Here is a 14,840-nt window from a genome sequence, read left to right as displayed (position 1 = left end):
TTGAAGTTGCGTGTAAAGCAACAGATGTTAATAAATGCAGCTTGCAGCACAAGACCGGGAGGTGTTCTTGAACTATCAACTTTTAACTATTTTTTTGCTGGTGCTTTTTTTGCTGGTGTTGTTTTTTGTTCGTCATAAACAAAGTAACAATTCAGACAAACAAAGCGCACATGCATCAAAAAGCGGCCGTACATCTGCTGCTCATACAGCCTCCTCTGAGGATGGAAACGACTGGATTGAGAAAGTCAACCAGACAGTTTCCAATGCGGATAATCAAGACTGGGAATGGGGCGGAAGCGGCTCAAACGATGCAACGGCTTCTGTTTCCGCACAAGAAGTCGATCCGCTGACCGAATATCAGGTTTATAAACAGTTCGGCTATGAAAGTAAAGCAGCGGAGTCTTTGGCCGGTTATCTCAATACCTTGGAAGACGGCGCTCCAGAAAAACTGGTTCATGAATTGATTGGTTTGAATCTGCGAGTTGGCAATATCGACATGCTGGCGGATACGCTTGAGCGTCATAGTACTTCCCTTTCTGAAGACAGCGTAGCCGAATACCTGAAAGCCGGTCTGGCTTTGGATTCTACTAACCTGCGCCTGCGTGTTTTCGCCGAGCATCATCTTGGTTGGAATATGCAGGAAGTGGACCGTCAAATTGGCGAACAAAGCGGTTTGGAAGTTGCTTCCGACGAGCATATTGCCTTTGAGAACGACTCGATTGAACGCATTGTCGTTCCAGGTATGGGTAAACGTGCGCCTATCGTATTAGGCAAGAAAGATTTTGGTGAAATTAGCCCTGAAGAGATGGGTGCGGTTATTGGTTTTGCCAAACCGGAACGTAGTGCAAAAATCCTGAAAGATAAGATCAGCTACGAGACTGCTTTGCATCAATACAATAAAGCAATCCAAACTTCTGCGAAGCCTGCTGGTCTCATTATCGATGCCTTGCGTCTGGATTATCAGAATGAAGAAGTAGGGCAGTTTGCCAAGCATCTGTGGAAGCTTTACCACTCTTTGGGTCAATATGGCCGTCAAGTAAAAGAACGTATGCTTGGCTGGGGTTATAGCCTTGGTTATCACGAAATTTTTGATGATTTGGAAAAAGGGCCGTCTGAACAGCAAATTAAAGAGATTGGCTTAAAGCGCGGTTATATTCAGCCAAGTTCTTTGCAGATGAAAGCCAAATATCGTGAGTTGGTTCAAAAAGACTCTTCAGTTATCAGTGCCAGCTCTTCACCTGCTGATGAAGCTCTGAAAGAAGTGGAATCTTTGTTGGCCTACGGTCAGTTGGATTTGGCCATCGGTACTTTGGAACAGGCTGTTTTGCAGTATCCTCAAGAATCGCAGTTGTACATTATCTTGTTTGATTTGTACGAACGCGTTGAAGATTGGGGACGTTTGGAACAATTTCTGCGCTTGTTGCGTGAACGTGTTGTCAGCCTGCCTGAAGAGGTTGTCTTGGCAATGAGCCGTCTCTTGCAACGAATGAACCAATATTCAAAAAAATAAGATAATCGTAGAAAGTACGAGTGATGAATAATCATTTACCAAAAATTAAAACCATACGGGTTATGTTACAGGAGATGGGTGAGCAACAGCAGGCGGTATTCCGTATGGCATTTAAAATGCACAATACGACGAATTACGTCATCGTTTCCCCTGATTCTGATGAAAAACCGGATTTGGTATTGGTTGATACCGATACTCCGGCAGGTGTAGAAGCTTGGAAAGAGTCGAAGAAAACTTATCCGGAAGTGCCTGTGGCGATGTTTTCTTCCGAGTTGCCGACAGTAACGACTCCTTATTTGGCTAAGCCGGTCAAATTTGATACCTTGTTTCCTGTTTTGCGCAGCCTGGCTCAAGGCGGCAATGTTTTTGAGCCGTCTGAGCAACAAGCGGCCGAAGAGAATAAAAGACAATCAAATTCCGATGGCACAAGAAAAGCAACCATTCGCCGATTTAATCCAAATAAAGGCTTGTTGGGTGCGCTGAAATTTGCCAGTCAAGGACACCAAGATCTTGCCGTCCTGCATGAAGGTAAGCCGATATTAATCGTGTTTCCTAGTATCCAGCGAGTACTGTTGACAGTTAGTGCCAATGAGTTGGAGAAATTGTGTAAGAACGATAACTTGGCTGTCGTGTGTAAGGCTGTTCCTGATAATCCTCAATGGAAAGAAAAAGCCAAAGTCACCATTATGTCATGCTTGTGGCAAATGGCTATTTGGACTGCATCAGGCCGTCTGATTTATCCGATGACGCCGCAAACTGTCTTTACACTCAAGCGTTGGCCAAATTTAACCCGTTTGGCACATGTTCCGGAATCTATGCGTCTGTCGGCATTTCTGACGAAAACATCTGTTAATCTGAATGTTCTCTATAAAGTCATGCCTTTGGAGATGCCTGATATTTTGAATTATTTATCGGCAACATATATGACAGGCTTTTTGGCGACAGATACAGAGTTTGCAACTGATGCGCACAATGCGCCTTCGTTGAACGAACAGATTGATGTGAATAGCAAAGACGTACCTGAAACAGCAATGAGCAAAGAGGCTCAAAAAATTGCCGGTCCGTCTAAAGAACAACCTCGTGGCCTGTTGCAACGCCTGATGCGTAAGTTGCTGGGCAAATCGTAAAGGACACGTCATGAAAGAAAATAAAATTATCTTTACCGGTCCTGTCGGCGTAGGTAAAACCACTGCAATTTCAGCTTTATCTGATGAACCACCGGTTCAAACCGATGCATCTGCATCTGATATGACACTTGTCCGCAAGGGGTACACAACTGTAGCAATGGACTACGGTGTCATTCATTTGGATGAGGAAACTAAGGTTCACCTTTATGGTACGCCTGGTCAGGAGCGTTTTAATTTCATGTGGGAAATTCTGAGCCAAGGCAGTATGGGCTTAGTGCTTCTTTTGGATAATACAAGAAGCAATCCATTGAAAGACTTGCAATTCTTCTTGGATGCATTCCGGGAGTTGCTGAAAAAAGCACCTCTGGTTGTAGGGGTAACGAAGATGGATATCCGATCTTTACCAAGCGTGGATGTTTATCAAAAATATTTAGCACAGAATAATTTTAATGTACCGGTTTTTGAGATTGATGCGCGTCGAGAAGACGATGTAAAACAATTGGTTACTGCCATGTTGTTCTCAATTGACCCCGGATTAGAGGTATAAGATGGAAGCGACACTCTCTTTACAAGCAAATTTATATCCTAAGATTACACCGGCGGGTGCGTATTATGCTGTTTCAAGTGATACGCCCAGTGCCAGCAGAACTTTATTGTATGGTCTGTTGCGTGCAGAGCCGTCTGAAACCATCAGCAGCGAAAAAATCTTGGCGTGGGCGGATACCAGCGACATCAATACCGCTTTGAACCTGCTATACCGCCTCCAACGCTTAGAATTTTTGTATGGTGATGAAGAAATCAGCACAGACGATATCCATTTGACTGACGAGCAATTGCCTACATTATTGGAACAGTTGTCCAATTCTGGCAAAGCTTTATTGGCTGATGAAAACGGTTTGTATTTTGCCAATGCCAATTTCCATCACGAGGCTGCGGAAGAGTTGGGTCTTTTGGCGAGCGAAGTGGCCAAAATGGAAGACAATCACCGTCTTTTGATTCGCAATAACCTGCATATCAATAATAGCGCATGGGGTATTTGTGATCCTTCAGGCCAAAGTGAATTGACCTTTTTCCCGCTGTATATTGGCATGACCAAGCTGATTTTGGTAATTGGCGGAATGCCTGACTTAAATAAAGAGGCTTTTGTTACTTTGGTTAAAGTGCTGTACCACCGATACGGCAGCCGTTGATTTTTGCCTGACCGATATTTATTTTAGAATGGAGCGACTATGCAACAACTATTAATCTCTGTATTAAGCGATTTGAACAATACCTCTGCTGATATCACTGCTTCTGCAGTTATTTCTACGGACGGCCTGCCGATCGCAACCATGCTGCCTTCCCACTTGAATGCAGATCGTGTAGGTGCGATGTCGGCAACGCTTCTGGCATTGGGCAATCGTTCCGTACATGAGTTGGCTTGCGGTGAGTTGGATCAGGTAATGGTTAAAGGTAAAAATGGCTATATTCTGTTGAGTCAAGCAGGTGAAAATGCAGTGTTGGCATTGATGGCAAAAGAAAGCGGTAAATTGGGCTTGATTTTGTTGGATGCGAAACGTGCGGCCAAACAAATTGCTGAAATCTTATAAAAGTTTTATAAATTAAAAAGATATAAAAATATTTTTGTTTTTATATAGATTGTTGCTTGACAGGTTTCTGATATTTTCTATATAATTTCATCTTTAATTCCCCGATAGCTCAGTCGGTAGAGCGACGGACTGTTAATCCGCAGGTCCCTGGTTCGAGCCCAGGTCGGGGAGCCAGATTTGAAAACCACCATCTTGTATGGTGGTTTTTATTTTATCTATTGGTTAATATTTTAAGATATTTTGATGATAATTGATTAAATGATTACACTTAATTCATCAGCCTTTATAGGAACAAATTATTAAAGTGCCATCACAACCATCCATGTGAAAAGTGGAAAAGAGTTTTGGAAAGCTATAAATCGTAGCAATCCAAAAGATAAAACAATTTATGAAGTAAAATAATTTATGAAAGGTTAAAAATGATTTACTCAGCAAAGCTAAAAAAATGGATGAAACAATTGAGGAATTTGCATATTTTTCTATAGAAAATAACGATCTATATTGTTTCCTTAATTGTTGTCCAATGGCTATTGAAGTGAATAAAGTTTACAATGTGGAACTTGACTATTTCATTATTGATGAGTTTATATTGGAAGAGGTTAATACAGATGAATCTGTTATTATTCCTTTTGAAAGAATAGGTGATAGTACACAATATAAGATAACAGGTAGGCTAGATGGCAATACATTTACAGCTGGAAATATTTGCTTTGAAGATGATGCTCTTCAATTAGAATATTCTTATTTAGATGGCAGATTAATTACTTTAACTGTATGGAGATTAAGTATATCCGTAATTTCTGAAAGAATATAATCGTTATATTTTCTAAGAAAATTATTGTCTATATAAACCGTGCCGTCTGAAAAAATCCCAATTTTCAGACGGCTTGAGACCTTAGTAAAAAAACTAAGTTTTTACCCAGGCATTTAGGGAATTCCTTATAAGAATCTTCTTTCAGCAAACCGAACAAACTATGATCAACAAATACATCGACCGATTCCTTTTGTTAAAGCTGGAGAAAGTGATTGATTGGCAGCGGTAGGCTGTTTTTAAAAGAAAATATGCTGTCAGACTTTGCCTTTCTTTCGCCAAACTGATAAACTGTTTGCCATTATTTTTGGCCGGGGCATAAATTTTTCATGAAAGACGCAGAGCAGAGTAGTTGTTATACCGCTTCTTCCCTTTATCTATGCCCGAAATTTGGCAGTCTGTCCGTTTTAAGCGGAACGGCTGCCTTTTTGTATTTTAAAGGAACGCAATCATTATGGATTTCAGTTGGTTGGCCGAGCCGCATACTTGGATAGGCTTTGCCACGCTTCTGGTTTTGGAAGTTGTTTTAGGTATTGATAACCTTGTTTTCGTAGCAATTTTGGCAAACAAGGTCAAACCGTTGCAACGGGATAGGGCGCGGATAACGGGCTTGGGTTTGGCTGTCGTTATTCGGATTTTTATGCTGGGCTTCATGGCACACATCATGACACTGACACGCCCTTTGTTTGAGCTGGGTGGTCTGGAGATTTCCGGCAAAGACATGATTATGTTTGCCGGTGGTATTTTCCTGCTTTATAAAGCGACTACCGAGCTGCACGAACGCCTTGAAGGCCACAATCAATTTGCGGTTGCTGAAGGACAGAAGAAGCATTCTTCTTTTTGGGGTGTTGTGGCGCAAATTTTGATTTTGGATGCGGTTTTCTCTATCGATTCTGTTATTACAGCAGTGGCGATGGTGGATCATATTGTGGTGGCAATGGGTGCGGTTGTTGTGGCGATGACGGTGATGATTTCCGCCAGTAAACTGTTGACTGCCTTTGTGGACAAGCATCCGACCGTTGTGATGTTGTGTTTGGGTTTCTTGTTGATGATTGGTTTCAGCCTGATTGCGGAAGCCTTCCATTTCCATATTCCGAAAGGCTATTTGTATGCGGCGATCGGCTTCTCGATTTTGATCGAACTGTTTAATCAGGTTTCGCAAAAGAATGCCCGCAAAAATGACTACATCAGCACTTCTTGGCGTAAGCGCACCGCTGAAAATGTGTTGGGTATGATGGGTATCCGCGAAAGCATTTTGGCAAAAGCAGGCGATAATGGCGGCGATGACGAGCATTTTGAAGAAAACGAAAAATCCATGATTCGCAGCGTGCTGACTTTGGCGGAGCGTCCGATTATGGGCGTGATGATTCCGCGTCGGGAAATCGAGAAATTGGATATTTCCCAAAGTCGGGAAGAACAAAATGCGCAATTGAAAAATACACCGTATAGCCGTTTGTTGGTTGTCGGTAAAGCAGGTGTAGATGAGCCTTTGGGCTATATCAGTAAAAAAGATTTGCTGAACCAGCTGCTTGAATCCGGAGAAATCAATATTCAGACGGCCTTGCGCCAGCCATTAATTTTGCCGGACAGTACGACGGCGTTGAATGCGATTGAATTGTTCCGTCAAAGCAGCGCGGATTATGCGTTGGTGGTGGACGAGTTTGGCGCGGTGCTGGGTATGGTGACCATGAAAGATTTGTTGGAAACCATTGCCGGTGAATTCCCCGAAGAGTTTGAGCGTGAGGAAGAAGAAGCTGCTCCGGCCAGTCAGGATGAAACGCTGTCTGTGGATGGTGCATTGGAGTATGTGGAATTGGCTTCTCAGTTAAATCTGCCTGCTCAAGAGGAAGACGCCGATTTTCATACCGTTGCCGGCTTGATTATGGAAGAATTGCAAAGTATTCCTGATGTGGGCGACTTCATCGATTACCATGGCTGGCGTTTTGAAGTGGTTGAGAAGGACGGACAACGGATTGCCCGTGTAAAAATCAATCGTTTGCCGGAAGAAGAATAAGTAAAAGCTAATATAGTAAAGGCCGTCTGAAAATGTCCAGACGGCCTTTTTATTTATCCGACTTTAGTTACCGTAATGTCCCGAGCCTAAAATTCGGTGTGAATGTGCGCCGGTTGCATGGTAGGGATTGCTCGGAACTTGATTGCACCAACAGGCTGCAAGCCAGGCAAAAGCGGCAGCTTCGACCCATTGCGGGTCAAGATGGAGCTTGGCTGTGCTGTGCAATTTGGTGTCGGGAGAAAACAGGGTTTCCAAGTCTTGCATCAAAACCGGATTGCGGATGCCGCCACCGCAGATGTAAAGATTATGAATCGCCGGAGCAGCTTGTTTGGTCGCGTCAAAAATGGTTTGTGCGGTATAAAAGACCAATGTGCGTATCACATCTTCCGGCTTTTCATTACCTTTCAGACGGCCTTGAAGCCAGCTTAGGGAAAACAACTCTCGGCCTGTACTTTTGGGATAAGGGCGGCTGAAATAAGGATGGTCGAGCAGGGAAGCGAGCAGGTCGGGGAGGATTTTGCCTTGTGCGGCTTTTTCCCCGTTTTTGTCGTAAGGCTGCTGCCAGATATGTTGCATCCATGCATCCATCAGCATATTGCCGGGGCCGGTATCGAAGCCGAAAGAAGGGCTGTCGGGCGGGAGGATGCTGATATTGGAAATGCCTCCAATGTTGAGTACGGCTCGGGTTTCATTCGCATCTCGAAACAGCGCTTCGTGAAAGGCTGGGACGAGGGGTGCACCTTGACCGTTGCAGGCAAGGTCGCGGCTGCGAAAGTCGCCGACAGTGAAAATGCCGGTCAGTTCAGCTAACAGGGAGAGGTTAACCAGTTGAATGCTGTAACCGTATTCAGGCGCATGGCGGATGGTTTGTCCGTGGCAGCCGATTGCGGCAATGTCTTTGGCCGACAGGTTTTGTTCTGCCAATAGTTGTTGGACGGTTTGGGTGTATAGGCGGCTGAGTGTTTGCGCCAGGATATTGCTTCTGTGCAATTCATTTTCGCCTATGTCTTGTAGTGCCAACAATTCTTGGCGCAGGCCGTCTGAATAGGGTAGAAAGCTGTGGGCAACGGCTCGTTGCCATTGCTTGCCCTGCATTTGAATCAGTACGGCATCGGCACCGTCCATGCTGGTTCCGGACATGATGCCGATATAGTATTGGGGTTGCATTTCGGTTACAGAAAGAGAAGGTAAAGCGACATTTTAACGCCTTTTGACGTTTTTACGGGAATTTCGGCATTTAATGTAAATAGTTGGTGCAAGAAAGATTACAAAGAGGTTAAAATAACGTGACTCAACATGTTTTCCAAAAGGAAACTTTCCATGGCTCAAACTCAGTCGAGTGCGAACTTGAAGCTGATTAATACGGTTTTTGCCGCTATGCTTGTGAGCATGGTCGGCTATTTTATTTATTGGGGCCTGGGTTATACCCACTACAACCACTCCGGCCTGTTTATCCTTGCTACCTTTTTCGGCGTCTTCATGGCGTTTAATGTGGGTGGTAACGATATTGCTAACTCTTTCGGTACAAGTGTCGGCTCCGGCACATTGACTATTCCGCAAGCTTTGCTGATTGCGGCAGTATTTGAAGTCAGCGGCGCAGTGATTGCCGGCGGCGAGGTAACAGATACCATCCGTAAGGGTATTGTCGATTTGAATGGCATGCATCTGGATCCGATGCAGTTTGTTTTTATTATGATGTCTGCGCTTTTGGCTGCGGCATTGTGGCTGCTTTTTGCATCGCGCAAAGGTCTGCCGGTTTCTACGACACACGCCATTATCGGCGGTATCGTCGGTAGTGCCTTGTGTATGGCGGCATTGAACGGTGTGGATTCCATTGCGCTGATTCAATGGGACAAGTTGGGCGAAATTGCCTTGTCTTGGATTTTGTCTCCGGTATTAGGTGGCATCGTTTCCTATCTATTGTTTTCACGAATTAAGAAAAACGTTTTGGACTACAACTCTTGGGCCGATAATACGCTCAAAGGCATCAAGTTGGAGAAGAAAGCCTATAAAGAAGAGCACCGCCTGTTTTTTGATGCCTTGAGTGAATCTGAAAAAGTCGAATACGCCACCAAAATGGCGCACGATGCCCAAATTTATGATGAGCCGGACTTTGATCCTGAAGAATTGCAGTCTGAGTATTATCGCGGTCTGCACCGCTTTGACAGCCGTAAGGGCGAAGTAGATTCTTACAAAGCACTGCATTCCTGGGTGCCGTTTATTGCTTCTGTCGGCGGCATGATGATTGCGGCCATGTTGATTTTTAAAGGTCTGAAAAATCTGCATTTGGGCATGAGCAACGTCAACAGCTTCCTGACCATTTTCATGATCGGCGCAGCTATTTGGATGGGTACGTTTGTATTCGCCAAAAGTTTGAAACGCAAAGATTTGGATAAATCGACTTTCCAAATGTTCTCATGGATGCAGGTATTTACTGCTTGCGGTTTCGCATTCAGCCATGGTGCAAACGATATTGCCAATGCGATTGGTCCGTTTGCCGCGATTATGGATGTGCTGCGTACCAACAGCATTACTTCTCAAAACGCCGTGCCGCCAATTGCCATGTTGACTTTCGGTATCGCTTTGATCGTCGGCTTATGGTTTGTCGGTAAAGAAGTGATTAAAACCGTAGGCACCAGCTTAGCAGAAATGCACCCCGCGTCAGGCTTCTCAGCAGAGCTTTCTGCCGCCGCCGTCGTGATGGCCGCATCATTTATGGGCTTGCCTGTTTCCAGTACCCATATCTTGGTAGGTGCAGTTTTGGGTATCGGCTTGGTTAACCGCAATGCCAACTGGAAATTGATGAAACCGATCGGCCTTGCTTGGGTTATTACCTTGCCTGCTGCTGCCGTTTTGTCTGTTGTCAGCTATTTGGTTTTGCAAGCCGTGTTTTAACTGACTGTTTGATTTAAAAAGGCCGTCTGAAAGATATTTCAGACGGCCTTTACTTATGTTCATAAGAGTAGATTTTAGATTGCTTTAATGTCGAACAAATAATGTTGTTCAATGTTTAAATTGATACAAGAATAATCAGCGTAATAAAGAAATACCTTATTGGGAATAGCTTAGAAAAGATTTTGGTTTCAAAACTTGGCTTGGTGGGGGTAAACAAGGCTATTTTTAATCAGCCACTATAAGGTTAAGGCAATAAAAAGCCCCAATTCATCGACGTTAAAGATGTCGTATTAAATTGGGGCTCTATTTATTTAGTGCAAGCCTTATCAGGCCGTCTGAACATTATTCAGAAGCTTCGTTGGTCTCGGCTTGAGTAGGAGCTACTTCTGCTTCTGTAGTAGCCTTAGCGGCTTGACGTTCGGCTTGTGCAGCCAATGCCTGTTGAACGGCTGGGTGCTGTTGGGCGATGGTTTGTTCTTCTGCGCTGACTTCGCCTTTGAAGCGGTTATTCAAGTCAAAACGTTTGCCGCCGCGAGCCAGGGCTTTCAGATAGCGCGGACGGCGGCAGTGGTTAGCCAGTACGCGTGCAATCAGTGCAGGGTCGTATTGGGGCAGGGCGGCAACCAAGTCTTGGTCGATACCGACGGCCAACGGTTTGAATCGTTTGAATACATCATATTTGCCGTAAATGTGGTCGGCAATCATGTCTGTCTGTTTTTTCTTGCTCATAGTTTGGACGGCAGATTTCAGCGCAGCGCCCAAAGCGGTTTCTTGTGCCATTGCGGTTGTATTCCTCTAATATAAATCCGTATTTTCGTCATACGGCAATAAGGTGCTATTGTAGTATAAAGACTGTGATTTGGCTAAATTTTTCTGAGAATATTCAGAAATAAACGGTTATTTTTCCAATTTGGCAATGTCTGGTGTATTAACCTGAACATCGGCATTTTGTGCACGATGGCGTAAGGCGTGGTCGATCAAGACCAATGCCAGCATGGCTTCTGCAATCGGAGCGGCGCGTAATCCGACGCAGGGGTCGTGGCGGCCGTGTGTGGCAAGTTCGACAGGGTTGCCCTCTATATCAATACTGCGGCGCGGTGTGGCGATGGAACTGGTCGGTTTAATGGCAATATTCACATGAATGTCTTGTCCGGTGCTGATGCCACCCAAGATGCCGCCTGAGTGGTTGGATAGAAAGCCTTGAGGCGTGAGCTCGTCGCCGTGCTCGCTGCCGCGTTGAGTTACGCTATCAAAACCTGCGCCGATTTCCATGCCTTTGACGGCATTGATGCCCATCATGGCATAGGCAATTTCTGCATCGAGGCGGTCAAAAACTGGTTCGCCTAAGCCGACAGGGACGTTGGCTGCTTCGATATGAAGTTTTGCGCCGACAGAATCCAATGATTTGCGCACGCTGTCCATATAGTTTTCCAAGTCCTCAATTTGGCTTTGGTTTGCGGCAAAAAAAGGATTTTGGGAAATATATTCGTAACCTTCAAACTGGATTTCTTTTTCGCCTACCTGGGTAACGTAGGCGGTAATTTCAGTACCGAATTTTTCTTTCAGCCATTTTTTCGCAATTGCTCCGGCTGCAACGCGGGCAGCGGTTTCGCGGGCGGAACTTCTACCGCCGCCGCGATAGTCGCGTGTACCGTATTTGTGCCAGTAGGTGTAATCGGCATGTCCGGGGCGGAAACTGGTGGCGATATTGCCATAGTCTTTGCTGCGTTGGTCGGTATTGCGGATTAGGAGAGCGATAGGTGTACCGGTAGTTTTGCCTTCGAATACGCCGGAGAGGATTTCGACTTGGTCGGCTTCGCGACGTTGGGTAACGTGGCGGCTGGTGCCGGGTTTGCGACGGTCAAGGTCATATTGGATATCCGCTTCGCTCAATTCTAATCCTGGCGGGCAGCCGTCGATGATGCAGCCCAAGCCTGCGCCGTGGCTTTCGCCGAAAGTGGTAACGGTAAAGATTTGTCCGAAGGTATTGCCTGCCATAGGGATACTCTTTTGAAATTGGGTTTGGAAATTTTTTACTTGTTTGGATAATTCTCAGGCCGTCTGAACAGATGTGAGAACGAAATCAAAGATTCTCGTTTCACCGTTCAGACGGCCTTTTGAGATGACTACTTAGTTCAATTTACCGTGGCACTGTTTGTATTTCAGGCCGCTGCCGCAAGGGCAAGGATCGTTGCGGTGAACAATCAGGCCGTTTTGTGCAAGCGCTTCAGGGCTGAAGTCTGTGCCGTCAGGGTCGAACGCTTCTGTAACCAAATCGGTTTGCGATTGACCGAGCAATTCTTCCATATCAGGCGCATCGGAGTGGACGGTTTGAACATCGCTGACGCTTTGTGCGGCGGTGTGGTCGTATTCGCTATTGCGCTCGATTTGAACGGCAGTCAGCAAAGCGGCAATGTTTTGTTTGATACCGCGCCACAGATTTTCAAACATGGCGAAAGCTTCGCGTTTGTATTCCTGTTTCGGATTTTTCTGAGCATAGCTGCGCAGATGGATACCTTGGCGCAAGTAGTCCATAGCGGCGAGGTGTTCGCGCCATTGGTTGTCGATAACTTGCAGCATAACATTGCGTTCGAAGTCTGACATAGCCTGTTTGCCGACCAATTCAACTTTTTCGGCATACTCGTCTTCGATGCGCTTGATGAGGCGTTCTTTAATGTCTTGGTTGTCCAAAGTGCTGTCTTCTTTCAGCCAGCCTTTAATATCGACATGCAGGCGGAAATCGGCGGCAAGTTGGTGCTCCAGTGCTGGAATGTCCCATTGCTCTTCCATGCTGTCAGGCGGGATGTGGTAATCAACCAAGTCGCTGATAACGTCGGCGCGGATTTCGCGGGTCAAATCACTGACATCTTTGCTGGTCAGGATTTCGTTGCGTTGATGGTAGATCACTTTACGTTGGTCGTTGGCAACGTCATCATATTCTAAAACCTGTTTACGCATATCAAAGTTGCGGCCTTCGACTTTACGTTGTGCGCCTTCGATTTGACGGGTCAGCAGGCCGTGTTCGATGGCAACGCCGCGTTCAGGTGCCAGGCGGTTGAGGATGGCGGCGGCACGGTCGAGTGCAAACAGGCGCAACAATGGATCTTCAAACGATAGATAGAAACGGCTGGAGCCGGGGTCGCCCTGACGGCCGGCACGACCACGCAACTGGTTGTCGATACGGCGGCTTTCATGGCGTTCTGTACCGATAATATGCAAACCGCCTGCGGCCACAACTTGGTCGTGTTCAGCTTGCCAACCGCTTTCAAGGGCAGAAATTTGCGCTTGTTTTTGCTGTTCGCTCAGGGTTTCATCGGCATGGATGGCTTCGATTTGATGTTTGAGGTTGCCGCCCAAAACAATATCGGTACCGCGGCCTGCCATGTTGGTGGCAACGGTAATTGCGCCGACTTTACCGGCTTGAGCTACAATCAATGCCTCGCGCTCGTGTTCTTTGGCGTTCAGAACGTTATGCGGCAGACCGGCTTTGTGTAACAAGTCAGAAACCAGTTCGGAGTTTTCGATGCTGGTGGTGCCGACCAAAACCGGTTGACCGTTTTTGTGGCATTCGGCAATGTCTTTGACAACGGCTTCAAATTTTTCTTCAGCTGAGCGGAAGATTTGGTCGTTGAAGTCTTTACGTTGTACAGGACGGTTGGTCGGGATGATGACGGTTTCGAGGTTGTAAATGCTTTGGAACTCGAAGGCTTCGGTGTCGGCCGTACCGGTCATACCGGATAGTTTGCTGTACAGGCGGAAGTAGTTTTGGAAGGTAATAGATGCAAGCGTTTGGTTTTCGCGTTTGATTTCTACGCCTTCTTTGGCTTCAACAGCTTGGTGCAAGCCTTCGGACCAACGGCGGCCGGCCATCAGACGGCCTGTGAATTCGTCCACAATCACGATTTCACCGTCTTGAATGACGTAGTGTTGGTCTTTGTGGAACAGGGTGTGCGCACGTAATGCCGCCATGAGGTGGTGCATCAGGGAAATATTGGCGGCAGAGTAGAGCGAGTCGTTTTCCTGTAATAAGCCCATTTGTGTCAGGATTTGCTCGGCGTGTTCGTGACCAGCTTCGCTCAGAATAACTTGGTGTGCTTTTTCATCTACCCAGTAATCGCCTTCGCCTTCTTCGGTTTCTTGGCGGATAAGGTGGGCCGGAACGGCATCCATTACGCGGTAGAGCTGGATGTTGTCATCTGCCTGGCCGGAAATAATCAGCGGCGTACGCGCTTCGTCGATCAGAATGGAGTCCACTTCGTCGACAACGGCAAAGTTCAATTCGCGCTGAACTTTGTCGTATTGGTCGGTAACCATATTGTCGCGCAGGTAGTCGAAGCCGAATTCGTTGTTGGTGCCGTAAGTAATGTCGGCACCGTAAGCGGTTTGGCGTTCGAAAGGTTGCAAATCGGCGACGATCACGCCGACACTCAAGCCTAAGAAGTTGTACAAAGGCTCCATAATGCTCGCGTCACGGGAGGCGAGGTAGTCGTTGACGGTAACGACGTGGACGCCTTTTCCTGACAATGCATTCAGGTAAACGGCAAGGGTGGCCACCAGAGTTTTACCTTCACCGGTACGCATTTCGGCGATTTTGCCGTTGTGCAGAACCATACCGCCGATAAGCTGTACATCAAAGTGGCGCATGCCCAATACACGGCTTGATGCTTCGCGGCAGACGGCAAAGGCTTCGACCAAGATGTCGTCCAGGCTTTGTCCGTCGGCGAGACGTTGTTTGAATTCGGCTGTTTTAGCTTGCAGTTCTGCATCGCTCAATGCCTGCATTTGTTTCTCAAGCGCGTTGATTTTGGCAACGGATTTACGATATTGTTTCAGCAGGCGGTCGTTGCGGCTGCCGAAGATTTTCTTAGCAATGTTTGTCAGCATGAATAATTCC

Annotated in this window: 12 protein-coding genes and 1 tRNA gene; 9 read left to right on the top strand and 4 right to left on the bottom strand. The window is 46.2% G+C overall.

The features are described 5' to 3' along the window. Positions 1 to 34 precede the first annotated feature (34 nt). From HMPREF2871_RS08045 to HMPREF2871_RS08010, 8 genes are all read left to right on the top strand, one after another. Positions 35 to 1,510, top strand: a complete 1,476-nt coding sequence (locus tag HMPREF2871_RS08045; RefSeq protein WP_049336025.1) for a hypothetical protein — start codon at positions 35 to 37, stop codon at positions 1,508 to 1,510. Between the two features lie 23 nt (positions 1,511 to 1,533). Next, positions 1,534 to 2,637, top strand: coding sequence for a response regulator (locus HMPREF2871_RS08040; protein ID WP_004519610.1), 1,104 nt, complete (start codon positions 1,534 to 1,536; stop codon positions 2,635 to 2,637). A 10-nt stretch (positions 2,638 to 2,647) separates the two neighbouring features. Further along, the gene (locus tag HMPREF2871_RS08035) at positions 2,648 to 3,184 is read left to right on the top strand and encodes a GTP-binding protein (RefSeq protein ID WP_003748733.1); all 537 of its coding nucleotides are present in this window, start codon (positions 2,648 to 2,650) and stop codon (positions 3,182 to 3,184) included. A 1-nt stretch (position 3,185) separates the two neighbouring features. Beyond that, positions 3,186 to 3,827, top strand: a complete 642-nt coding sequence (locus HMPREF2871_RS08030; RefSeq protein ID WP_003679679.1) for a hypothetical protein — start codon at positions 3,186 to 3,188, stop codon at positions 3,825 to 3,827. Positions 3,828 to 3,866: 39 nt separating this feature from the next. Further along, positions 3,867 to 4,226: a roadblock/LC7 domain-containing protein gene (locus tag HMPREF2871_RS08025; protein ID WP_003679682.1), complete on the top strand. Its 360-nt coding sequence runs from the start codon at positions 3,867 to 3,869 to the stop codon at positions 4,224 to 4,226. Positions 4,227 to 4,324: 98 nt separating this feature from the next. Continuing rightward, positions 4,325 to 4,400: transfer RNA gene (locus tag HMPREF2871_RS08020), tRNA-Asn, on the top strand. 271 nt (positions 4,401 to 4,671) lie between these two features. After that, positions 4,672 to 5,040: a hypothetical protein gene (locus HMPREF2871_RS08015; protein ID WP_004519611.1), complete on the top strand. Its 369-nt coding sequence runs from the start codon at positions 4,672 to 4,674 to the stop codon at positions 5,038 to 5,040. A gap of 451 nt (positions 5,041 to 5,491) precedes the next feature. Then, entirely contained in the window at positions 5,492 to 7,051 is a 1,560-nt protein-coding gene (locus HMPREF2871_RS08010) for a TerC family protein (protein ID WP_004519613.1), read from the top strand. 63 nt (positions 7,052 to 7,114) lie between these two features. Here the strand turns inward: HMPREF2871_RS08010 and HMPREF2871_RS08005 are convergent, their stop codons facing one another. After that, on the bottom strand, positions 7,115 to 8,218 hold the full coding sequence (locus HMPREF2871_RS08005) for an anhydro-N-acetylmuramic acid kinase (RefSeq protein ID WP_004519614.1): 1,104 nt from the start codon (positions 8,216 to 8,218) through the stop codon (positions 7,115 to 7,117). A gap of 153 nt (positions 8,219 to 8,371) precedes the next feature. On the opposite strand from HMPREF2871_RS08005, the gene HMPREF2871_RS08000 reads away from it, so the two are divergent. Continuing rightward, positions 8,372 to 9,946, top strand: a complete 1,575-nt coding sequence (locus tag HMPREF2871_RS08000; protein WP_039862088.1) for an inorganic phosphate transporter — start codon at positions 8,372 to 8,374, stop codon at positions 9,944 to 9,946. 342 nt (positions 9,947 to 10,288) lie between these two features. On the opposite strand, the gene HMPREF2871_RS07995 is transcribed toward HMPREF2871_RS08000, so the two are convergent. The 3 genes from HMPREF2871_RS07995 to secA form a co-directional block, all read right to left on the bottom strand. Then, positions 10,289 to 10,726 (bottom strand): ProQ/FINO family protein, encoded by a 438-nt coding sequence (locus HMPREF2871_RS07995; RefSeq protein WP_004519616.1) that lies wholly within the window; start codon positions 10,724 to 10,726, stop codon positions 10,289 to 10,291. A gap of 117 nt (positions 10,727 to 10,843) precedes the next feature. Beyond that, positions 10,844 to 11,944 (bottom strand): chorismate synthase, encoded by a 1,101-nt coding sequence (gene aroC / locus HMPREF2871_RS07990; protein ID WP_004519617.1) that lies wholly within the window; start codon positions 11,942 to 11,944, stop codon positions 10,844 to 10,846. Between the two features lie 132 nt (positions 11,945 to 12,076). After that, positions 12,077 to 14,830 (bottom strand): preprotein translocase subunit SecA, encoded by a 2,754-nt coding sequence (secA, locus tag HMPREF2871_RS07985; protein WP_049335622.1) that lies wholly within the window; start codon positions 14,828 to 14,830, stop codon positions 12,077 to 12,079. Between the last annotated feature and the right edge of the window lie 10 nt (positions 14,831 to 14,840).

The sequence above is a fragment of the Neisseria sp. HMSC067G12 genome (assembly GCF_001812725.1).
In the GTDB taxonomy this organism is placed as follows: domain Bacteria; phylum Pseudomonadota; class Gammaproteobacteria; order Burkholderiales; family Neisseriaceae; genus Neisseria; species Neisseria perflava.
Note: the sequence above shows the minus strand (reverse complement) of the source record. Positions and strands in the feature narration are given on the sequence as shown.

Excerpts from the sequence above, each read along its gene's own strand:
- HMPREF2871_RS08045 (WP_049336025.1), top strand. The coding sequence starts at position 35 with ATGCAGCTTGCAGCACAAGACCGGGAGGTGTTCTTGAACTATCAACTT.
- HMPREF2871_RS08040 (WP_004519610.1), top strand. The coding sequence starts at position 1,534 with ATGAATAATCATTTACCAAAAATTAAAACCATACGGGTTATGTTACAG.
- HMPREF2871_RS08035 (WP_003748733.1), top strand. The coding sequence starts at position 2,648 with ATGAAAGAAAATAAAATTATCTTTACCGGTCCTGTCGGCGTAGGTAAA.
- HMPREF2871_RS08030 (WP_003679679.1), top strand. The coding sequence starts at position 3,186 with ATGGAAGCGACACTCTCTTTACAAGCAAATTTATATCCTAAGATTACA.
- HMPREF2871_RS08025 (WP_003679682.1), top strand. The coding sequence starts at position 3,867 with ATGCAACAACTATTAATCTCTGTATTAAGCGATTTGAACAATACCTCT.
- HMPREF2871_RS08015 (WP_004519611.1), top strand. The coding sequence starts at position 4,672 with ATGGATGAAACAATTGAGGAATTTGCATATTTTTCTATAGAAAATAAC.
- HMPREF2871_RS08010 (WP_004519613.1), top strand. The coding sequence starts at position 5,492 with ATGGATTTCAGTTGGTTGGCCGAGCCGCATACTTGGATAGGCTTTGCC.
- HMPREF2871_RS08005 (WP_004519614.1), bottom strand. The coding sequence starts at position 8,218 with ATGCAACCCCAATACTATATCGGCATCATGTCCGGAACCAGCATGGAC.
- HMPREF2871_RS08000 (WP_039862088.1), top strand. The coding sequence starts at position 8,372 with ATGGCTCAAACTCAGTCGAGTGCGAACTTGAAGCTGATTAATACGGTT.
- HMPREF2871_RS07995 (WP_004519616.1), bottom strand. The coding sequence starts at position 10,726 with ATGGCACAAGAAACCGCTTTGGGCGCTGCGCTGAAATCTGCCGTCCAA.
- aroC (WP_004519617.1), bottom strand. The coding sequence starts at position 11,944 with ATGGCAGGCAATACCTTCGGACAAATCTTTACCGTTACCACTTTCGGC.
- secA (WP_049335622.1), bottom strand. The coding sequence starts at position 14,830 with ATGCTGACAAACATTGCTAAGAAAATCTTCGGCAGCCGCAACGACCGC.